At 61.3% G+C, this 17,156-nt stretch carries 15 protein-coding genes; 7 read left to right on the top strand and 8 right to left on the bottom strand.

Going from position 1 to position 17,156, the window contains the following annotated elements; all coding sequences use genetic code 11:
* Window positions 1-45 precede the first annotated feature (45 nt).
* Entirely contained in the window at window positions 46-678 is a 633-nt protein-coding gene (gene rhtB, locus AC0J41_RS25395) for a homoserine/homoserine lactone efflux protein (protein WP_473013892.1), read from the top strand.
* Between the two features lie 60 nt (window positions 679-738).
* Here the strand turns inward: rhtB and AC0J41_RS25390 are convergent, their stop codons facing one another.
* The 5 genes from AC0J41_RS25390 to AC0J41_RS25370 all read right to left on the bottom strand — a co-directional run bounded on the left by AC0J41_RS25390 (window position 739) and on the right by AC0J41_RS25370 (window position 5,500).
* Entirely contained in the window at window positions 739-1,482 is a 744-nt protein-coding gene (locus AC0J41_RS25390; protein WP_025113268.1) for a hypothetical protein, read from the bottom strand.
* Between the two features lie 3 nt (window positions 1,483-1,485).
* On the bottom strand, window positions 1,486-2,073 hold the full coding sequence (gene lpoB, locus AC0J41_RS25385) for a penicillin-binding protein activator LpoB (RefSeq protein WP_473013891.1): 588 nt from the start codon (window positions 2,071-2,073) through the stop codon (window positions 1,486-1,488).
* Window positions 2,074-2,109: 36 nt separating this feature from the next.
* The gene (locus AC0J41_RS25380; RefSeq protein WP_025113270.1) at window positions 2,110-2,484 is read right to left on the bottom strand and encodes a YcfL family putative periplasmic lipoprotein; all 375 of its coding nucleotides are present in this window, start codon (window positions 2,482-2,484) and stop codon (window positions 2,110-2,112) included.
* Between the two features lie 15 nt (window positions 2,485-2,499).
* Window positions 2,500-3,894, bottom strand: coding sequence for a COG3014 family protein (locus tag AC0J41_RS25375; RefSeq protein ID WP_473013890.1), 1,395 nt, complete (start codon window positions 3,892-3,894; stop codon window positions 2,500-2,502).
* Window positions 3,895-4,108: 214 nt separating this feature from the next.
* Window positions 4,109-5,500 (bottom strand): COG3014 family protein, encoded by a 1,392-nt coding sequence (locus tag AC0J41_RS25370; RefSeq protein ID WP_473013889.1) that lies wholly within the window; start codon window positions 5,498-5,500, stop codon window positions 4,109-4,111.
* A gap of 195 nt (window positions 5,501-5,695) precedes the next feature.
* Here AC0J41_RS25370 and AC0J41_RS25365 point away from each other — a divergent pair, with 195 nt between their 5' ends.
* The 3 genes from AC0J41_RS25365 to AC0J41_RS25355 all read left to right on the top strand — a co-directional run bounded on the left by AC0J41_RS25365 (window position 5,696) and on the right by AC0J41_RS25355 (window position 9,140).
* On the top strand, window positions 5,696-6,595 hold the full coding sequence (locus AC0J41_RS25365; protein WP_473013888.1) for a LysR family transcriptional regulator: 900 nt from the start codon (window positions 5,696-5,698) through the stop codon (window positions 6,593-6,595).
* A gap of 86 nt (window positions 6,596-6,681) precedes the next feature.
* A complete protein-coding gene (locus AC0J41_RS25360) occupies window positions 6,682-8,577 on the top strand; it encodes an FTR1 family protein (RefSeq protein ID WP_473013887.1) in 1,896 nt (631 codons plus the stop codon).
* A gap of 107 nt (window positions 8,578-8,684) precedes the next feature.
* Window positions 8,685-9,140 carry a YaiI/YqxD family protein gene (locus AC0J41_RS25355; RefSeq protein WP_025113275.1) on the top strand — a complete coding sequence of 152 codons (456 nt, stop codon included), beginning with the start codon at window positions 8,685-8,687 and terminating at the stop codon, window positions 9,138-9,140.
* Between the two features lie 129 nt (window positions 9,141-9,269).
* Here the strand turns inward: AC0J41_RS25355 and elbB are convergent, their stop codons facing one another.
* Window positions 9,270-9,938 (bottom strand): isoprenoid biosynthesis glyoxalase ElbB, encoded by a 669-nt coding sequence (gene elbB / locus AC0J41_RS25350; protein ID WP_473013886.1) that lies wholly within the window; start codon window positions 9,936-9,938, stop codon window positions 9,270-9,272.
* 114 nt (window positions 9,939-10,052) lie between these two features.
* Here elbB and AC0J41_RS25345 point away from each other — a divergent pair, with 114 nt between their 5' ends.
* On the top strand, window positions 10,053-11,288 hold the full coding sequence (locus AC0J41_RS25345) for a sterol desaturase family protein (RefSeq protein ID WP_473013885.1): 1,236 nt from the start codon (window positions 10,053-10,055) through the stop codon (window positions 11,286-11,288).
* Here AC0J41_RS25345 and AC0J41_RS25340 read toward each other — a convergent pair.
* Window positions 11,269-11,919, bottom strand: coding sequence for a DedA family protein (locus AC0J41_RS25340; RefSeq protein ID WP_025113278.1), 651 nt, complete (start codon window positions 11,917-11,919; stop codon window positions 11,269-11,271). The genes AC0J41_RS25345 and AC0J41_RS25340 overlap by 20 nt on opposite strands.
* A 207-nt stretch (window positions 11,920-12,126) precedes the next feature.
* Between AC0J41_RS25340 and hemB the strand changes: the two genes are divergently transcribed.
* Window positions 12,127-13,140 carry a porphobilinogen synthase gene (gene hemB, locus AC0J41_RS25335; protein ID WP_025113279.1) on the top strand — a complete coding sequence of 338 codons (1,014 nt, stop codon included), beginning with the start codon at window positions 12,127-12,129 and terminating at the stop codon, window positions 13,138-13,140.
* An 18-nt stretch (window positions 13,141-13,158) separates the two neighbouring features.
* On the top strand, window positions 13,159-15,384 hold the full coding sequence (gene ppk1 / locus AC0J41_RS25330) for a polyphosphate kinase 1 (protein ID WP_025113280.1): 2,226 nt from the start codon (window positions 13,159-13,161) through the stop codon (window positions 15,382-15,384).
* 154 nt (window positions 15,385-15,538) lie between these two features.
* Here ppk1 and ppx read toward each other — a convergent pair whose 3' ends face one another.
* Window positions 15,539-17,041, bottom strand: coding sequence for an exopolyphosphatase (gene ppx / locus AC0J41_RS25325; RefSeq protein ID WP_025113281.1), 1,503 nt, complete (start codon window positions 17,039-17,041; stop codon window positions 15,539-15,541).
* Between the last annotated feature and the right edge of the window lie 115 nt (window positions 17,042-17,156).

Here is a 17,156-nt window from a genome sequence, read left to right as displayed (position 1 = left end):
CGGATTAGCTTAGGCATTTGTCACGAACATGAGTCGAGGTGAGCGATGGAGCTACAAACATGGCTGGCGTTTTTCGCCGCCTGCTGGGTGATCAGTCTGTCCCCGGGCGCCGGCGCCATTGCGTCGATGTCCAGCGGTCTGCAATACGGTTTCTGGCGTGGTTACTGGAACGCCCTCGGTCTGCAGATCGGCCTCGCGGTACAGATTGCGATCGTCGGCGCCGGTGTGGGCGCGATCCTCACCGCTTCGGCCACCGCGTTCTATGCGATCAAATGGTTCGGTGTGGCGTATCTGGTCTATCTGGCGGTCAAGCAATGGCGTGCGCTGCCCATGGACATGAGCGATGACGCGGCGGTACGGCCGATCGGCAAACCGTTGGCGCTGGTGTTCCGCGGTTTTCTGGTGAACATCAGCAACCCCAAGGCGCTGGTGTTCATGCTGGCGGTGCTGCCGCAGTTCATCAATCCGCACGCTCCGCTGCTGATGCAGTACCTGGTGATCGGCGTGACCATGATCTGCGTTGATCTGATCGTCATGGCCGGCTACACCGGGCTGGCATCGAAGGTGCTGCGCCTGTTGCGCACGCCGAAACAGCAGAAGCGCATGAACCGCACGTTTGCCGGGCTGTTCATCGGCGCGGCGGCGTTTATGGCGACGTTGCGCAAAGCCGTCGCGTAAAGCAACAGGCACAAAAAAGGCGACCCTCTCAGGTCGCCTTTTTCGTTTACGGCTGTCGAATCAGTGAAGAATCACCGGCGCCGTATCGCGCGGCAGGTTGTTGCGCTGCTGCGGCTCACGCGGCTGCTCGTAACCGCCGCCACCGAGCTGTTGGCTCAATTGCCCGGCGACGTCCTCGCCCAGTGCCTTGGACACCTCACGCACCACCCGAGGGCGGTTCAGCGAGATCTTGATGTCGCGCCCGTTCACCAGTTTGGTGTCCTGCGCTTCACCCATCGCCGTGAAGGCTGAAGTGATCTCGTAGGTCTTGGTGTTGATCAGACTGAAATCCGCCACCAGCGTCAGGCCCAGTACCGCCGAATAGCTGTCGGTGTGCGCCAGCTCGTTCATGTCCTGGGTGAAGTCGATGTCGGACACCGTGCCGAACAGCACATAGTCGGCGCCTTTGAAGCTGCCGGCCTTGATGCGTTTGATAACGTCATAGACGTCACCCTTGGACGACGCGGTGTACGGCGTGCCCTGCACCAGCTGGAACATGCCGGTACGCAGGATTTCACCCTTGATGTCGCCGGTGAATTTACGCAGCTCACCCTGCTCGATATAGCTGGTGGTCGCTTCCAGCTCGTTATAGCTCGATGAGCCACTGGAGCTGTAGTAACCCTCGCGGTAATTGTTCTGCGCCGAAACGATGTGGATGTATTGCTCCACACGCTCCTGATACGCCAGATCCGTCACTGCGACTTTGGGGGCTGCCTGCACGCTGAACGCGCAAGCCAGGGCCATCATGCCAATCCATGCGCGCATTGCTTAACGCTCCGTGGTTTTGCGGATCTCTTTTTCGTCCATCCACTCGGCCAGACCGCTTTCAACGTCGATCAGTTGCAGGCTGAATTTGTAGAAGACGTCCTTGTAGTCGCTGCTGCGCTTGACGATCGAGCTGATCGAACCTTCCAGGCGGTACTTGGCGGCGATCATGTTGCCGGTCTTGGCCACGCTGCTCTTCTTGTACAGGCCGCTCTGGTTTTGCAGCTTGAGCTGATCAACCTGGCTCTGCATCGCGGTGTTGTCGCTGGCGAAGCGGGCGGTGCCGGACTTCATCAGCTGGGTCTTGATGCTGGTGGTGATTTCGCGGGTATTGATGTACTCGCTGGTCTTGTTCTTCACGTCGTAGACCTGCACCACCGGACGGCCCTGCAGAATGCCGGACTGGGCCAGCGAGCGGGTCATCGACTCGGCGATCATTTGCAGATCGGTCGAACCGAATTCGTTGGTCACGGTTTCAACCGCTTTGGTGTCGCCGTAGCTGATGTTCTTGTTGCCCAGGGTCGGCGAGGTGTTGGCGCAACCGGAAGCCAGCAGGGCGAGGACAGCGATCAAGGAAAAGCGTGCAAACATGGGAGTGCTCTCTAAAACAGGAATAGGGTGGCGGACTTAAGGCGTCTTGAGTTCCAGACGGAAATCCACGGCTTTGGGGGTCGGGGCGATGCCCTGAATGAAGCTGGTCTGGGCGCCGTACATCATCTGGCTTTTCCAGACTTCTTCCTCGGCAATCGGGAAACCTTCCGGGCCGAGCCAGGCGAAGCGGTAGTAGAACGTCTTGTTGCTGTTGAGGGTGTTGGTCAACTGCACATTGACGGTCATGAAGCCGTTCTCGCGTGCCACGCGCATGGCGCCGACTGCGATGTGTTTCTGCGGGCCCATGGCCACGACCTTGCTCGCGGCGCTGCCCGGCTCAGGTGGTGGCGGGGTGGCGCAGCCGCTCGCCAGGACGGCGAGGGCGGCAACGGCGATGAGTTTGAAGCGCATGCAAAGACTCCGTTCTTAAGGTTGTTTGAGGCTGGCGACGTTGGTCGCACCGGCGCTCGGAATGACGTGGGCGGCGAGGCCCGCAGCGAACACCTGATTGCCCACGGCGCGCAGGCTGATCACCTGATAACGCTGATCGACGGTGACCTTGACCACCGAGCCACCGATGGCGCTCGGCAAACTGACTTGGTGCTCGCCTTTCTTCAAGCGCAGACGTACCACCTGGGTGTTGTCCGGCAGGGTGCGCCACGTACGGGTATCGGCACCTTCGAGCACAGCTGAAGAGATACCGACGGCCAGACCGGCCAGCGGATTGGTTTCGTTGATCTTCTTCTGCGCCACGCCTTTGGTGATTGCGCGCACGGTGGTGCGCACGATAATCCCCGGCATGTCATCGCGCAGGGCGCGGCGCGACATGGCAGTGGTGCTGTTGAGGGCGGTCAGGTTGACTTGCTGGCCATCGACGCCAATCTGCGCGAACGGCGCGGTGGAGGTGTCAGGCTTGATGATCGGGAACGACAGCGGGGTGATCACCACGTTGTTGGAGATCGGCAATGGCAGCGGCACGCGGATCGAATCGCGGGCTGGCGCCAGACCGCTTTGCACCACGATCAGGATGTCGCTGTCGTCGGATTTGCTTGGCTTGTCGAGATTGACCAGCGCCTGTTCCAGCAGTGGGGTGTTCGGACGCAGTTCGGCAGCCTTGCGGTAGCCCGGTGCAGCCAGGTCTTTCTCGCCCAGGGCTTCGTAGACGAAGCCGGCCAGGTAATGGCTGAACGCACTCTGGTAGCTGTTTTTCAGGCTGACCACTTCCGGCGCATCAAGGCTGGCAACCGGGTAACCCTGCAGATCCTTGTACTGGGTCTTGATCCCTTCTTTCTCGGCCTCTTCCTCGCTCTTGAGGTATTCCTTGTCACGCAGGTCGGCGATCACGGCTTCACGTTCGTGAGTCTTCTTGATCGCGGTGCGGGCGCCGTCGAAGTCATTGACCGCCAGCAGGTTGAGGGCTATCTGCGTGGTCAGCATGACTTTTTCGTAGTCGTAGCCTTCGTAGCGACGAACCTTGTCGTTGACGATGAAGCTACCGAACTGAGCCAGGTATTTGCCGGAATCGAGCTTGACCGCGTCTTCCCACTGACCGACCACCTGGTCGGCGCTGGTCCAGGCGTTCTGGCTGCCGGACAGGTCGCCCTTGGCGCGCAGCAACTCCCCCTTCTCGAAGTAATAGAGCAGGTCTTTGTCCGGGCCGGTGTTGTTCTTTTCCAGCAGGGTCAATGCGGCGTCGACGTTGCCGGTGGCCAGTTGCTGGTTGGTCTGGGCCAGTTCCGAATCGTAGTTGCGAAACGCCGAACAGCCGGACAGCAGAGTGACAGCGCTGAGCGCGATCAAGGTGGGAGCGCGGAATGCCATGGGGGTACTTCTTCCCTGAGCTTGAAACTGCAGCAGCCACCTGTGCTGGTCGGGCTGATGTGACCCATCGACAGTGGCGCTGGCCTCCTGCCAATTCCTCATAACCAGAGGAGCTTTTATGCCGCATCGCGATAGCGCGGGCGCGGCATTATAAGCAGGCGATGCTGGCCATGTAATAGCTTTTTAATCGCACTTGTTAGTTTGGTGCCATTACTTATTTCAGGCCGGATACGCGGGTTTCCAGCGCAGGGATGGCCTGAAAAGCGCTGCCATTCGCGTAAATCCGCTCGCCCAGCACACGCAGACCGATCATCTGACGGTTCTGGTCGATACGGATTTTCAGCGGTGCACCCGCATTCGGCAGGCTAATCAGATGTTCGCCCTTTTTCAGGCGCAGGCGCACAACCTGCGTCAGGTTGGGCAGGGTGCGCCACGTGCGGGTGTCCGCCTGCTCGAAACCGTCCCAGTGGGTCACGTAGGACGCTTTGCTCGGGTTACGTCGGTTGTCCGTGCCTTGCACGTCCGCTGCAAGAAATGCCCGGTAGGTCGTGCGCTGGATAATCCCGGGCATGTCGTCGCGCAGCGTGCGCAAGGACATGTCGGTGATGCTGTTGACCGCGATCAGCTGTTTTTGTCGACCATCGATACTGACCTGACTGATCGGCGGGGTTGAGGTGTCCGGCACCATCACCGGAAACGAGATGTTGGCGACGATGACTTGCCCGTCCGCCAGTTTCACCGGGTAAGGCACGCGTACCGAACTGCGGGCGGGCGCCAGGCCACTTTGCACAATGATCAGCACATCGCTTTCGTCGGCCTTGAGCCCGGGGCTGTCGAGGTCACGCAATGCCTGTTGGAAAAACGCCATGTCCGGGCGCAATTCAATGGCTTGCCGATAGCCGGGCGCGGCGAGGTCCTTTTCACCCAGTGCTTCATACGTGAAGCCGGCGAGATAGTGACTGAACGCACTTTGGTAACCGTTTTTCAGGGCAATCACCGCAGGCGATTCGAGCATCACCACCGGATAACCCTGCAAATCCTTGTAATGCACGCGTGCGCCCTGGACCTTGGCGGTTTCCTCGATTTTTTCGTATTCCAGCTCCCGTTGCCGGGCTATCAGCGCTTCGCGTTCATGAGTTTTCCTGATGTCGGCGCGGGCGCCATCGAAGTCATTTTGCGCTAACTGATTAAGGGCCATTTGCGTGGTCAGCATGACCTTTTCATAGTCGTAGCCATCGTAGCGGCGCAGCTTGTCGTTGATGATGCTGCCCCAGTGATTGCCCATCGCGGCGAGCAACTTGTCGCCAGTGGTTTCGATCGTGTCCTGACGCTCGATGATCATCTGCTCGGCGCTGCGCCAGGTTGTCTGGCTCTGCGCGAGCTCTCCGCCGGCACTGAGGACGGCGCCCTTTTCGAAATAGTAGAGCAGGTCTTTTTCCGGGTCCGGGTTGTGCGCTTCGATCACGGACAGAGCGCCGTCGATGTTGCCGGCCTTGAACTGATCGGTGGTCTGTTGCAGTTCCAGATCGTAATTGCGATACGCCGCGCAGCCGCTCAGTTGGACAACGGCGGTGATCAACAGGGGCAGGAGCAAGCGATGGCGCATGAGGAGGGGTCATCCTTGGACGGGAAATGCAATGAAGTGGCGCATTATAGGTGGCGATAGTGGCTAAGTGATCCGTCCGTTTTGGCGGCCCATTGCACCGCTCATGTGTGGCGCTCAACGGACTTGCCGGTGGGATGGCGCACGGGATTGAGCTAGCCTTGCTGGCCTGACGCATAAACGAATTGCGGGACTTTAATGAATCAACTGCAAGCCATGCGCGCATTTCGTTGCATCGTCGAATGTCGCGGCTTCAGCGCCGCCGCCGAGCGGCTCGACACCACGCACTCGACTATTTCCCGGCAGTTGCAGCAGCTGGAAAATGAACTCGGCACGCGCCTGATCAACCGCAACACCCGGCGTTTCAACCTGACCACGGCGGGGCAGCAGTATTACGCCGCGTGCGTGGACATCCTCGAACGCCTCGATCAAGCCGCGCTGGCGGTGGGGCAGGCCCATGAAAGCCCCAGCGGTGTGTTGCGCATCAGCGCGCCGATGGTGATCGGTACGCTGGAACTGGCGAGCTGGCTGCCAGCGTTTCAACAGCGCTATCCCGACATCGACGTGGAGCTGTCCTGCGATGATCGTTTCGTCGATCTGATTGCCGAGGGCTTCGACGTGGCGCTGCGCATCTGCGGGCCATTGGCCGACTCGTCACTGGTGGCGCGCCTGCTGACCGTCTCGGACATGCTGCTGGTGGCGTCGCCGGCCTACGTTGCCCGCCACGGTCTGGTGCGTCAGGTGCGCGAGCTCGCCGGGCAGCAGTTGCTGGCGTTCGCCGGTGCCAGCGACTGGGTGCTGACTGACGCGCGCGGGGTTACCAGCGGCGTGCGTGCGCAAGGCCGGTTCAAGGCCGACTCGATCAGCTCGTTGCACGCCGCCGCGCTCGCCGGGGTCGGCATTGCCGCGTTCACCCGCGCCACGGTGCAGGACGATCTGCTCAGTGGCCGGCTGGTGCACATCCTGCCCCATTGCAGCCTCGGTCAGCGCCACTATTACGCGCTCTATCCGCATGCCCGGCATGTCGCGCTGAAGGTGCAGGTTTTCGTCGAGTTCATGCGCGAGCATTACCGCAACACCCCCGCAGCGCTGCGCTAAAACGCCACGAGTCGTCGACAAAGCTTGAGGGAAAGGCCTTCGAAGTGAACAATATGTAACTTCGCATTTCCATTTGAGACTCATTCATGACTGCCTCGTCCCGATTCCTGGCCTGGCTGGTGTTCCCTTTGTTTGCCCTGAGCAGTTTCAACCTGCTGGCCGACACCGTGGAAGGCGCCCCGCAGGCGCTGCACCTGCTCGATTACATCAGCGCCGACTACCCGCCGACGGTCGCGGCGGGCAAGGTCGTCGACGACGGCGAGTACCGCGAACAACTGGAATTCACCCAGGTGCTGCAAGGTTTGATCGCCGGCATGCCGGCCAAGCCAGAGAAGGCCGCACTGGAGCAGGGCGTCGAGGCTTTGCGCGTCGCCATCAGCGCGAAGCAGGACGGCGCTGAAGTCGCCCGGCAGGCCCGGCAACTGGGCGCGAAGCTGGCGGTGGCGTATGAAGTCAGCCAGGCACCGATCATCACGCCGGATCCGACCCGGGGCGCGCCGCTCTATGCGCAGAACTGCTCGGTCTGTCATGGCGACGCAGGTGTTGGCGATGGTCCGGCGGGCCTCGGCATGAACCCGGCGCCGGCCAACCTGCGCGCTGCCGCACGGATGGACCACCTGAGTCTGTACGCGATCTACAGCACCCTCGGCCAGGGTGTCGAAGGCACCGACATGCCGGCGTTTGCCGATCAACTGGATGACCGTCAGCGCTGGGACCTGGCGACCTACATCGCCGGCTTCAGTGCCGACCCGGCAGCGGCCAGGTCCGACAAGACCTACAACATCGCCGATCTGGCCCGCCAGACCCCGGCCGAAGTGCAGGCCGCCGAAGGTCCACAAGCCGCCGCGACCTTCCGCGCCCAGCGCGCGCAGCCGCCGCAGGTCAAGCGTGGCCCGGCGCAGTTGCTCGATTACACCGCTGCCACGCTGGACAAGAGCCTGGCCGCGTACCGCGCCGGTGATCGTGATCAGGCCTATGACCTGGCGGTGGCGGCTTATCTGGAAGGCTTTGAACTGGTCGAAAGCTCGCTGGACAACGTTGACGCCAACGTGCGCAAGGACACTGAAAAGTCGCTGATGGCCTACCGTCAATCGCTGCAGGACGGTCTGCCAGTGGCGCAGGCCGAGCAGCGTCTGGATGCGGCAAAGGAAAAACTGAAAGCGTCTGCCGAACTGCTCGGCAGCGATGGCCTGAGCTGGTCGCTGAGCTTCATTTCCGGGCTGCTGATCCTGTTGCGCGAAGGTCTGGAAGCGATTCTGGTGTTGGCGGCGATCCTCGCCTTTCTGCGTAACACCGGTCAGCAGTCGGCGGTACGCAGCGTCAACATCGGTTGGGGTCTTGCGCTATTGGCCGGTCTCGGCACCTGGGCGCTGGCGGCGTGCGTGATCGACGTCAGCGGGTCGCAGCGTGAATTGCTCGAAGGCGCGACGGCGCTGTTCGCCAGTGTCATGGTGCTGTGGCTCGGGGTGTGGATGCACGACCGGCGCCACGCGGCGGCCTGGCAAGACTACATCAAGCAAAGTCTGGTGGGCGGTGGCGGGCGTTTCGGTTTCGCGATCCTCGCGTTTTTCTCGGTGTATCGCGAGCTGTTCGAAGTGATCCTGTTCTACGAAACCCTGTGGCTGCAGGCAGGTCCGGCCGGGCATGACGCGGTGCTGGCCGGTGGTGCCACGGCGCTGGTGCTGCTGGTCGGTCTGGCCTGGGTGATCCTGCGCGGCTCGGCGAAGTTGCCGCTGGCGCTGTTCTTCAGTATCAACGCCGGGCTGCTGTGTGCGTTGTCGGTGGTGTTCGCCGGCCATGGCGTGAAAGCGTTGCAGGAAGCCGGGATCTTCGGCACGCGGCCGGTGGCGTTCTTTGACTTCGACTGGCTGGGGATTCATGCCGATGCCTATTCGCTGACGGCGCAAGCGGTGGCGATTGTGGCGATTGTCGTGTTGTACGGGCGTAGTCGGATGGCCGAGAAAAAGCGCGTGACTGCTTAAGAGCATTCGGCGCGCTCACATTCGCGAGCAGGCTCGCTCCCACAGGAGTTGCGCGTAACCTGTGGGAGCGAGCCCGCTCGCGAATTGTTTTTTGGAGGCAAGAAAAAATGCGTGTATGGATCGATGCCGACGCCTGCCCCCGGGCAGCGAAGGATCTGGTGGTGAAGTTCGCCCTCAAGCGCAAGTTCGAAGTGGTGCTGGTGGCGGGGCAGCCGCAGATCAAACCGGGGCTGGCGATCGTCAAACTGATCGTGGTGCCGAGCGGCCCGGATGCGGCGGACGATTATCTGGTGGAGCACGCAGTGCCCGGTGAACTGGTGATCTGCAGCGATATTCCGCTGGCCGATCGTCTGGTGAAGAAAGGCGTGGCGGCGCTGGACCCGCGCGGCAAGGAGTTCGACGCACAGAACATGGGCGAGCGGCTGGCGGTGCGCAATCTGTTCACCGACCTGCGCGAACAGGGCCAGATCAGTGGCGGCCCGGCGCCTTTCGGCGAGCGCGAGAAGCAGGCCTTTGCCAATGCGCTGGATCGCATCCTCACCCGGCTCACCCGCAAACCCTGAACATTACACAGATCCCTTGTGGGAGCGGGCTTGCTCGCGAAGGCGTCGTATCAGACAACATTGATTTGCATGACGCACCGCTTTCGCGAGCAAGCCCGCTCCCACATTTGTTCTGCATGCCGTCAGAGATCAGGCATCTTTTTCGTGGGTCAATTCCAGAACGCGGTCGACCAGTTTGTTGATCCCCGAAGCCGCCTCACTGATGTTCTGCGCCAGCATGTAAGCCGGGGTGGTCACCAGTTTGCGTGCCTTGTCTTCGATGATGTCGCTCACCGCGCAGTCTTCGTGGGTGGCCCCCATCTTGTTCATCGCCGTCGCGGTGTCGGCATCGTTGCCGACGGTGCAGGTCACGCCAGGGCCGTAGATCTTCGCCGCCAGCGCCGGTGAGATGCACATCAGGCCTACCGGTTTACCCGCTTCGGCAAACGCTTCGGCCAGTTCCAGCACCTGCGGCTGCACGCTGCAACCGGCGCCTTCGACGGCGAAGTTCGAGAGGTTTTTCGCCGCACCGAAACCGCCCGGCACGATCAGCGCGTCGAAGTCGTCGACGTTGGCTTCGCGGATGTCCTTGATATTGCCGCGGGCAATGCGCGCCGATTCCACCAGGACGTTGCGCGTCTCGGGCATTTCTTCGCCGGTCAGGTGATTGATCACATGCAATTGCGCAATGTTCGGGGCGAAGCACTGCACCTGCGCGCCGCGTTGATCCAGGCGCAGCAGGGTGATGACGCTCTCGTGGATCTCGGCGCCGTCGTACACGCCGCTGCCGGACAGGATCACTGCAACTTTTTTGCTCATGGGTTTCTCTCCAGATTCATGGCGCTAAATGTCCACTAATTTGTCGCGCGTTGCCATAGGGTGATTGGGCGGCTACACCTAGGATCTGTCCATAGAATCCGACCGGGGCGCGCCATGGACTTCATTCTGTATGCAGTGCCGTTTTTCTTCGTGCTGATCGCCGCCGAACTGCTCGCCGACCGCTGGCGCGGAGTGCGCCACTATCGCCTCGCCGACTCGGTGAACAGCCTCAGCGCCGGGGTGTTGTCGACGACCACCGGGCTGCTGACCAAGGGTCTGGGGCTGGTGACCTATGCGTTTGCTCTGGAACACCTGGCGCTGCTCAGGCTGCCGGCGGACAGTGTCTGGGTCTGGGTGTTTGCCTTTGTGTTCTATGACTTCTGCTATTACTGGCTGCACCGCCTGGGTCATGAGCGCAACATCCTCTGGGCGGCACACTCGGTGCATCACCAGAGCGAGGAGTACAACCTCTCCACGGCGTTGCGCCAGACCAGTACCGGGTTCCTGCTGGGCTGGATCTTCTACTTGCCGATGGCGGTGCTCGGCGTGCCGCTGCTGGTGTTCGTCAGCGTCGCGGCGATGAATCTGCTGTATCAGTTCTGGGTCCACACCCGGCACATTCCCAAGCTCGGCTGGTTCGAGTGGTTCTTCGTCACGCCATCCAATCATCGGGCCCACCATGCACAGAACGCTCTCTACATGGATCGCAACTACGGCGGGGTGTTCATTCTTTGGGATCGGCTGTTCGGCACGTTTCAGGAAGAGGATGACAACGAACCGGTGATTTTCGGCGTGACCACGCCGCTGGCGAGCTGGAATCCGCTGTGGGCCAATGTGCAGTTCTATGCGCAGTTGTGGGACGACGCGCGCCGCGCCGAAAGCCGCTGGGACACACTGCGGATCTGGTTCATGCGCACCGGCTGGCGCCCGGCGGATGTCGCGTTGAAGTATCCGCTGAACAAGCCGGATCTGCGCCGCTTTCGCAAGTTCGAGGTGCCGCTCGACAGCCGTCGAAAGGGCTACGTGGCGCTGCAGTTCTGCGTCTATATCGCGTTGGGCAGTTACCTGATGGGGCAGGCGCCGCAGCTGCCGATCGCCGCGCTGGTGCTCGGCTGGGTCGCGGTCGCATCGGGTCTGTTTGCGCTGGGCGTGGCTCTTGAGAATCGCCCGTGGGCGTTGAAGGTGGAACTGCTGCGGCTGGGGTCAAACGTACCGCTGGTGTGGCTGGCGCCATTGCTCGGGTTATGGCCGGCCAGCCCGTTGGCCTGGGCTGGCTTGCTCGGTTACAGCTTGCTCAGCGGCCTCGGGCTGTATGGCTGTCGCCAGCGTGTTACTCGGCTGGCGTCTTAGGTTCGGCGGGTTTGGCTGCTTCTGCCTGATGCAGACGCGCGGCGTGTGCGGCTTGCTCGTCGGCGTAAACCTGCTTGGCCAGGCGCGCATTCTTGAACCGGCGACGAAGCCACAGGCCGACACCCAGTACCAGCAGCGCGCCGAGGACCCACAGTTCGTACTTCTTGATGCTGCCGAGCATGCCTTCAAGCACTGCGCCGAAGTGGTAGGCGGCGGCTGCCAGGGCAGTGGCCCAGATTGCCGCACCAATGCCGTTGAGCAGCAGATAACGTCCCGGCGGATAACCCGACAGGCCGATCGCCACCGGCATCACCGTGCGCAAACCATAAACGAAGCGGAAGCTCAGGACCCAGATGTCCGGATGCTTGCGAATGTGTTCCAGCGCGCGGTCGCCCATCATCTGCCAGCGCGGTTTGCGCGCCAGCAATTTGCGCCCGTGCTTGCGCCCCAGGAAGTACCACAGCTGATCGCCGGCATAACTGCCGAAGAACGCCACGACCACCACCAGGTTGATGTCCATGTATCCACGGAACGCGAGGAAGCCTGCGAGCACCAGGATGGTTTCGCCTTCGAAGAACGTGCCGAGGAACAAGGCAAAGTAGCCAAAGTCATGCAGAAATTGTTGGAGCATTGTCTGGGTGCTGGCGAAATGAACGCGCAGCCTAACCCTTCGGACACATTCATGAAAGTGTCCAAATGTGTCTCGACGTGAACAATTCCTACACTAACAATGGAATGCGGCTACGTGTCACGGGGTACGCACAACTGTAATCTGTTCGTCATAATGCCCGTCTATAACTGTCACGCTCGCCCGTTTGCGCGGGCTCAGGAGTCTGCCGTGAGCTTTACCCCTGCCAACCGTTTGTTCCCCGCCACCCGTTTGCGCCGCAATCGTCGCGATGATTTTTCGCGTCGGCTGGTACGGGAAAACGTGCTGACGGTCGATGACCTGATCCTGCCGGTGTTCGTGCTCGACGGTGAAAACCGTCGCGAAGCCGTGGCCTCGATGCCCGGTGTCGAGCGCCTGACCATCGATCTGCTGCTCGAAGAAGCGGCGAAATGGGTCGATCTGGGTATCCCGGCGCTGGCGCTGTTCCCGGTCACTCCTCCCGAATTGAAAACCCTCGACGCCGCCCAGGCGTGGAACCCTGAAGGCATCGCCCAGCGCGCCACCCGTGCCCTGCGTGAGCGCTTCCCTGAACTCGGCGTGATCACCGACGTTGCGCTCGACCCGTTCACCACCCACGGTCAGGACGGCATTCTCGACGAAGAAGGCTACGTGCAGAACGACATCACCGTCGATGCACTGGTCAAACAGGCACTGTCCCATGCCGAAGCCGGCGCTCAGGTCGTGGCACCGTCGGACATGATGGACGGTCGCATTCAGGCGATTCGCGAAGCGCTGGAAATCGCCGGTCACGTCAATGTGCGGATCATGGCCTACTCGGCCAAGTACGCCAGCGCCTACTACGGTCCATTCCGCGATGCGGTCGGTTCGGCGTCGAACCTGGGCAAAGCCAACAAAGCCTCTTATCAGATGGACCCGGCCAACAGCGACGAAGCGCTGCACGAAGTCGGCGCGGACTTGTCTGAAGGCGCGGACATGGTCATGGTCAAACCCGGCATGCCGTACCTGGACATTCTTTTGCGGGTAAAAGATGCCTTCAAAGTGCCGACCTTCGTCTATCAGGTTAGCGGCGAATACGCCATGCACATGGCGGCGATCCAGAATGGCTGGTTGAGCGAGGCGGTGATTGTCGAATCACTGACCGCCTTTAAACGTGCCGGTGCTGATGGCATCCTGACTTACTTTGCTGTCCGTGCCGCTCAATTGTTACGAGAGCAGAAATAGCCCTCCCAGGAACATTCGATGAATACCGAAGGACTCACAGAAGTTGCAGTAAAAGAAGCTCAGCCGGTGGTGGAACAAATCACCGAAACCCCGCCGGAACTGGAGCCTGCGCCACCCGCGCCGGTTGCCGAGGCCGCAGCGGCGGCACCGGTGATCGCGATTCCCGGCCTGGATGACAGCAGCCTGTACATCCACCGCGAGCTCTCGCAACTGCAATTCAACATCCGCGTGCTGGAACAGGCGCTGGACGAGTCCTATCCGTTGCTGGAGCGGTTGAAGTTCCTGCTGATCTTCTCCAGCAACCTCGACGAATTCTTCGAGATTCGCGTCGCCGGCCTGAAGAAACAGATCACCTTCGCCCGTGAACAGGCCGGTGCCGACGGCCTGCAGCCGCATCAGGCGCTGGCGCGGATCAGCGAGCTGGTGCACGGTCACGTTGACCGCCAGTACGCGATCCTCAACGACATCCTGTTGCCGGAGCTGGAAAAGCACCAGGTGCGCTTCATTCGTCGCCGCAACTGGACGACCAAACTCAAGACTTGGGTGCGCCGTTATTTCCGCGATGAGATCGCACCGATCATCACCCCGATCGGCCTCGACCCGACGCACCCGTTCCCGTTGCTGGTGAACAAGAGCCTGAACTTCATCGTCGAGCTGGAGGGCATCGACGCCTTCGGCCGCGATTCCGGTCTGGCCATCATCCCCGCACCGCGCCTGCTGCCACGGATCATCAAGGTTCCGGAAGAAGTCGGCGGCCCGGGCGACAACTATGTGTTCCTGTCGTCGATGATTCACGCCCACGCCGATGACCTGTTCCAGGGCATGAAGGTGAAGGGCTGCTACCAGTTCCGTCTGACCCGAAACGCCGACCTGGCGCTGGACTCCGAAGACGTCGAAGACCTTGCGCGCGCCCTGCGTGGCGAGCTGTTCTCGCGGCGCTACGGTGATGCCGTGCGTCTGGAAGTTGCCGACACCTGCCCGAAACACCTGTCGGACTACCTGCTCAAGCAGTTCAACCTGAGCGAGACCGAGCTGTATCAGGTCAACGGTCCGGTCAACCTGACGCGTCTGTTCAGCATCACCGGTCTGGACAGCCACCCGGAGCTGCAATACACGCCGTTCACCCCACAGATCCCGAAACTGCTGCAGAACAGCGAGAACATATTCAGCGTCGTCAGCAAGCAGGACATCCTGCTGCTGCACCCGTTCGAGTCGTTCACGCCAGTGGTCGACCTGCTGCGTCAGGCGGCGAAAGACCCGCATGTATTGGCCGTGCGCCAGACCCTGTACCGCTCTGGCGCCAACTCGGAAATCGTCGACGCGCTGGTGGACGCCGCACGTAACGGCAAGGAAGTGACGGCGGTCATCGAGTTGCGCGCACGTTTCGACGAAGAGTCCAACCTGCAACTGGCTAGTCGTCTGCAAGCGGCCGGTGCGGTGGTGATCTACGGCGTGGTTGGCTTCAAGACCCACGCCAAGATGATGTTGATCCTGCGTCGCGAGGCCGGCGAGATCGTGCGGTATGCGCACCTCGGTACCGGTAACTACCACGCCGGCAACGCCCGTCTGTACACCGACTACAGCCTGCTGACTTCCGACGACGCGTTGTGCGAAGACGTCGGCAAACTGTTCAGCCAGTTGATCGGCATGGGCAAGACGCTGCGCATGAAGAAGCTGCTGCATGCGCCGTTCACCCTGAAGAAGGGCATGCTCGACATGATTGCCCGCGAGACCCAGTTCGCCCTCGACGGCAAACCGGCGCACATCATCGCCAAGTTCAACTCGCTGACCGATCCGAAAATCATCCGCGCGCTGTACAAGGCCAGCCAGTCGGGCGTGCGCATCGATCTGGTGGTGCGTGGCATGTGCTGCCTGCGTCCTGGGATTGCCGGGGTTTCGCACAACATCCATGTGCGCTCGATCATTGGTCGCTTCCTCGAGCACACCCGGGTGTTCTACTTCCTCAACGGTGGCGAGGAGCAGATGTTCCTTTCCAGTGCCGACTGGATGGAGCGCAACCTCGACAAGCGCGTCGAGACTTGCTTCCCGGTCGAAGGCAAAAAGCTGCTGACCCGCGTGAAGAAAGAGCTGGAGTTGTACCTGACCGACAACACCCACAGCTGGAGCCTGCAGTCGGATGGCCGTTACATCCGCAACACGCCTACCGGCAACCAGAACCCGCGTAGTGCGCAGGCGACGTTGCTGGAGCGGTTGGGTAGCCCGATTTTGCCGGTGAGCAGCTGAGGTCTTAAAAGCCAAAAGCCCCTCACCCTAACCCTCTCCCATTGGGAGAGGGCCGGGATGGATTCAAGAAACACCAAAGGCTTGTAGCCGAACGCTCAAGCCCAATAAAAAAGGCGATCCCTGCGGATCGCCTTTTTTGTGCCTGAGATTTAACTCAGTGAACAGTGAGGACAATCCCCACCCGCGTCAGCCACTCGGCTTCAAGCCCGAAATCCGCTTGGGTCAGCTGATTCTCATCCAGCCAGTTCTCCGGGAATTCCACGTCAAGGTTGTTGCCCTTGGCATGCAGCACCACCTGCGGCATCGCCTGGGTGCCACGGATGTGGTGGAACAGGATCGCAAAGCGCAGCAGCACGCACAGGCGGATCAGCTTGTCGCCGTCGTCACCGAACTCGGCGAACTTGTCCTTGGGAATGTTGCGGCGGTGGCCACGCACCAAGAGCGCGAGCATCTGCTGGTCTTCACGGGAGAACCCGGCGAGGTCCGAGTGCTCGATCAGATAGGCGCCGTGCTTGTGGTAGTGATAGTGCGCGATGTCGAGGCCGACTTCGTGGACTTTCGCCGCCCAGCCCAGCAGTTCGCGCCAGATACCGTCGTCCAGCTCCCAGTCGGCCGCGACCTGATCGAACGCGTGCAGCGCCTTGCGCTCGACCCGTGCAGCTTGTTCCAGGTCGACGTGATAACGCTCCATCAGCGAAGTCAGGGTGCGTTCACGCACGTCTTCGTGATGATGGCGACCGAGCAGGTCGTAGAGCACGCCTTCACGCAGCGCGCCTTCGCAGTGATCCATGCGTTGCAGTTCGAGGGCGTCGAAGATCGCTTCGAGAATTGCCAGGCCTGCGGGGAAAATCGCCCGACGATCTGGCTTGATGCCTTCGAAATCGATCTTGTCGACATCGCCAAGCTTGAACAGGCGACGCTTGAGCCACGCCAGGCCTTCGGCGTTGACTTCGCCGGTGCCATGGCCACCGGCCTTCAGCGCCAGGCCGATGGCGCGGATGGTACCCGAGGAGCCGATGGCTTCATCCCAGGTCAGGCGGTGCAGGGCGTGTTCGATGCTCATGATCTCCAGCCGCGCTGCGGTGTAAGCCTGGGCGTAGCGCGCCGGGGTGATCTTGCCGTCCTTGAAGTAACGCTGGGTGAAGCTGACGCAGCCCATTTGCAGGCTTTCGCGCAGCAGCGGTTCAAAACGCTGCCCGATGATGAATTCGGTACTGCCGCCGCCGATATCAGCCACCAGGCGCTTGCCCGGGGTGTCGGCCAGGGTGTGCGAGACACCCAGATAGATCAGGCGCGCCTCTTCACGGCCGGAGATGACCTCCACCGGGTGACCGAGGATTTCTTCGGCGCGGTGGATGAACTCCAGACGGTTGCGCGCTTCACGCAGGGCGTTGGTGCCAACGATGCGCACGGCGCCCAGTGGCATACCGTTGATCAGTTGGGCAAAGCGCTTGAGGCAATCGAGCCCGCGCTGCATGGATTCTTCGTTGAGATGGCGCTCATCGTCGATGCCGGCGGCGAGCTGAACCTTCTCTCCGAGGCGCTCCAGAATACGGATTTCACCGTTCTGGGCCTTGGCCACGACCATGTGAAAGCTGTTGGAGCCCAGGTCGATTGCGGCGATCAGGGACAGATTCTTGGCTTTGGATTGCGGCATGGTCTGGGGGTCTCGGTCGATAACCCCGACATCGTGCCACGATCAAACGCTGGCGCCAACGCGCATGGTTCAAACCCTTGATCCTGCGCATAAAAGCTGGAGACCGCGGCGCGGC

It is taken from the genome of Pseudomonas sp. Arb-4-2C (assembly GCF_055755015.1).
Note: the sequence above shows the minus strand (reverse complement) of the source record. Positions and strands in the feature narration are given on the sequence as shown.